This is a genomic window from Methylomagnum sp. (assembly GCF_054333355.1).
The window spans coordinates 1-3,192 of the sequence record NZ_JBTEKS010000463.1; the positions used below are offsets into that span (position 1 = coordinate 1).

4 protein-coding genes are annotated in these 3,192 nt (G+C 63.2%); 1 reads left to right on the plus strand and 3 read right to left on the minus strand.

What is annotated here, in order from left to right:
* Window positions 1–54: 54 nt before the first annotated feature.
* The gene (locus tag ACXWUF_RS21065) at window positions 55–933 is read right to left on the minus strand and encodes a sterol desaturase family protein (protein ID WP_458496517.1); all 879 of its coding nucleotides are present in this window, start codon (window positions 931–933) and stop codon (window positions 55–57) included.
* 185 nt (window positions 934–1,118) lie between these two features.
* On the opposite strand from ACXWUF_RS21065, the gene ACXWUF_RS21070 reads away from it, so the two are divergent.
* Window positions 1,119–2,099, plus strand: a complete 981-nt coding sequence (locus ACXWUF_RS21070) for a MerR family transcriptional regulator (RefSeq protein ID WP_458496518.1) — start codon at window positions 1,119–1,121, stop codon at window positions 2,097–2,099.
* Window positions 2,100–2,183: 84 nt separating this feature from the next.
* On the opposite strand, the gene ACXWUF_RS21075 is transcribed toward ACXWUF_RS21070, so the two are convergent.
* Window positions 2,184–2,519, minus strand: a complete 336-nt coding sequence (locus ACXWUF_RS21075) for a hypothetical protein (RefSeq protein WP_458496519.1) — start codon at window positions 2,517–2,519, stop codon at window positions 2,184–2,186.
* A 14-nt stretch (window positions 2,520–2,533) separates the two neighbouring features.
* Entirely contained in the window at window positions 2,534–3,163 is a 630-nt protein-coding gene (locus ACXWUF_RS21080; protein WP_458496520.1) for a hypothetical protein, read from the minus strand.
* Between the last annotated feature and the right edge of the window lie 29 nt (window positions 3,164–3,192).

Below are 3,192 nucleotides of genomic sequence, written 5' to 3' on the forward strand. Positions count from 1 at the left end.
CGCCTGTTCGTGGGCTGAAGCCCACTCCCACCACAGACTCGCCCCATAACTGCTCTAATGACGAATCCGCTTCGCCCGCACCGGAATCATCGCGGGCGCTTCGACCGGCACCGTGCCCGCCGTCAGACCATATTTCAACAACTCGATGAAGCTCTGATCGCCCCCGTCGGCCAAACCTATGGCGGTGGGCTCGCGCTCCTGCAAGGTGCCGAACAGCCGGTCCCACACCGAGAAGACCGCGCCGTAATTGCTGTCATGCTCGGCCCGCAGCACGGAATGGTGGACCCGGTGCAAACGGGGCGTGATGAACACCCAGGACAGCCATTTCTCGCCGGGCAGGGTGGTATTGGCGTGATGCAGCAGGGTGAACAGGCAGACAATGCCTTGCCCGATCAGGAAGGTCGCGGTATCCACGCCAACGGCCATGATGAACGCCGCCCGCACCACCACCTCCAGCGCCAATTCGCCCACATGGCAGCGGAGACCCGTGGTGACGTTGAGGTTCGGGTCGCTGTGGTGGACCTTGTGCAGTACCCAGGCCATGTCGTCGTGGTGCATGACGTAGTGCCAGGCGTACATGGTGAAATCCAGCAGGATGAAGGACAGCAGGAACTTGACCGGACCCTGCGCCAGCCCGCTGAGGAGGCCCAGGCCGGAGAAGGTGTCGGCGATGTAATAGAGCGAGGGGATCGACAGCAGCGACAGGGTGAATTCGTTGAACAGAAAGGTCGCCATGTTGGTTCGGTACGAATGCTTGACCGCCCGGAGGCTCCGCCGCAGGAAGGGACGACGCAGTTCCAACGCGATGCACAGGGTCAGCACGGCCACGAAGCCGAGGGTGAGCAGGTCGTCGGCCTTGACATCCAATCGCGCCAGCCACCCGGGGGCGCGGAAAAGAACCAAGGCCAGCACGGGGTCGAGCTCATTATTCATCAACATGTCCGCCTCCTTCATGGCCGCGCTTTGAACGGCTTATGTTTAGGTTAAAAAACCGTCTTGTTCAGGTCTTGTTGATGATTATCTTCCTTGCAATGGACTTGTCAATATAATTTTTAGCGGTATCCTGTTCCCAGCAGACAGATTCATGGACATCACCTAGACAACCAAGCTCGACACTCATGATTACCGACACAAACACCGAACCGACTTTCGCCATTGGCGCCGTTTCCCGCCTCACCCACATCCCGGTGGACACCCTCCGCGCTTGGGAGCGACGCTACGGCGCCATCACCCCGCGCCGCACGGCGGATAACCGCCGCAGCTACACCCGCGCCGATATCGACCGGCTGATCCTGGTCCGGCAACTGGTCGCCCAAGGCCACGCGGTGGGTTCCGTCATCCACCTGCCGGATGAATCGCTGCGGGAACGCCTGCGGGTCCACGCCCAGGCGGCGGAGCTCACGCCGACGGACGAGAAAGTGTCCGTGCTGGCCTATGGCGAGGTGCTGCCCTTCCTATTGGAAAACTGGGCGGACGAGCTGCCGACCCTGGACATCGTGGGCGGACACACGAGCTATGCCGACTTCGAACAGGACGCGCTGACGCTGAAACCCACCGTGCTGCTGGCCGAGTGGCCCGCGCTATGGCCGGAAGCGGCCCAACGGCTGCGGGAATTGGCGCAACGCACGGGTGCGCGGCGGACGGTGGTGGTGTACGGCTTTGGCCCTTCCGCCGAAATCGAGCGGGCGCGCCGGTTGGGCATCGTCACCGTGCGGGGTCCGGCCGCGGCCCGGACCATCGCCGCCGCGTGCCAAGTCGCCCCCGACCCGGCCTCGGACGTCCTGGCCCTGTCCATCCCGGACGAGTCCGCGCCGCCGCCCCGGCTGTTCGATGGGGCGATGCTCGCCAACATCGCCAACCTGCCCACCCGGGTGCGCTGCGAATGCCCACATCACCTCGCCGATTTAGTGCTGAAGCTGAGCGCGTTCGAGTCCTACAGCGCCGATTGTGAAAACCGCGACGAACGGGACGCCGCCCTGCACGCCCATCTGCACCAGGCGACGGCCCAGGCCAGGGCGCTGGTCGAGGGGGCGTTGTCGTATTTGATTGAACTGGAGGGAATCGACCCGATGGCCGGGCCGTCGAAGGAAAATCCGTAGTCGATAGGCTGGTTGGGGGCGCGAAATTCAGCATCCGACGCGGAAGGCCTGGGTTTCCGCAAAGCCTCAACCCAGCCCACGGATTCATTGATCCGGGGACGGCAGGTTGGGCGGCGGGGGCGAATGCCAGTCCTGGCGGTCGCCATACCGGGCCTCCCCCGATACCGGAATCTTATGCCCCCGGCCATACATGCATTGGATATACCCCAGGTCATAGCTTTGTCGGCCTTCGCTCCGCGATTCCGGCTGCTGGGCCGTGGCCTGGGAAAAGGCGAATTGCCGACAGGCCGAATCGTCGGCTTGGAACTGGGCGAACGCCTTGCCCGTGCCGGGCAGAACCAAGACGCTCGGGCCTTTGGGAATGGTCGCGCAACCCCCGATTAGGAGAAGCAGCGGCCACCATCGCGGAATAGTCATCATGGCGAGACCTGCAATTATGGGATGAGTTTCCGCCAGGACGCGGAACAGGATTTGATGTAAGGGTAATAACCAGACGGGTCGGCGCAGTAATACCAATAACCCGGCTCCTGACCAGCGGGTTGGGTATCAATTCTCTGCCAGCCTCCGGCGCAGTCCTTCACATGGGGATAATAGCCCTCGGGTTCGGCGCAGTAGCTCCAGGCATTCGGCTCGATGGGTTGCGGTTGGGGCTTGGCGCTTTGTTCGATATAGACCGGCGGCGTGGGTGGCACCACCACGGTCGGCCCGGAGTAATAGTAGGGATAGTAGTACGGTCGTCCGTAATAGGGGTAGCCGAACCCGTATCCATAGCCATAGCCATAGGACAAGCCCAACGGGTAGCCGAAGTAGAACCCGAAGCTGGAAGAGCCACGGTAATGGCTGCCGTGGCCGTGCCAGCCGCCCCGGTAGCCGCCTCCGCCATGCCAGCCGCCCCGGAATCCGCCTCCGCCCCCGTGCCAACCTCCCCGGAATCCGCCACCGCCACCCCGAAAACCGCCCCCTCCGCCATGTCCGCCGCCGCCGCCTCGGGCCGTGGCGGGTCCACTCGCCAGAACCAGAGACAGCAACACGAACAGGATGAGGGATAACCTGGTGGATTTCATTCGAATACACCTTTCGGATAGGGCTGAGG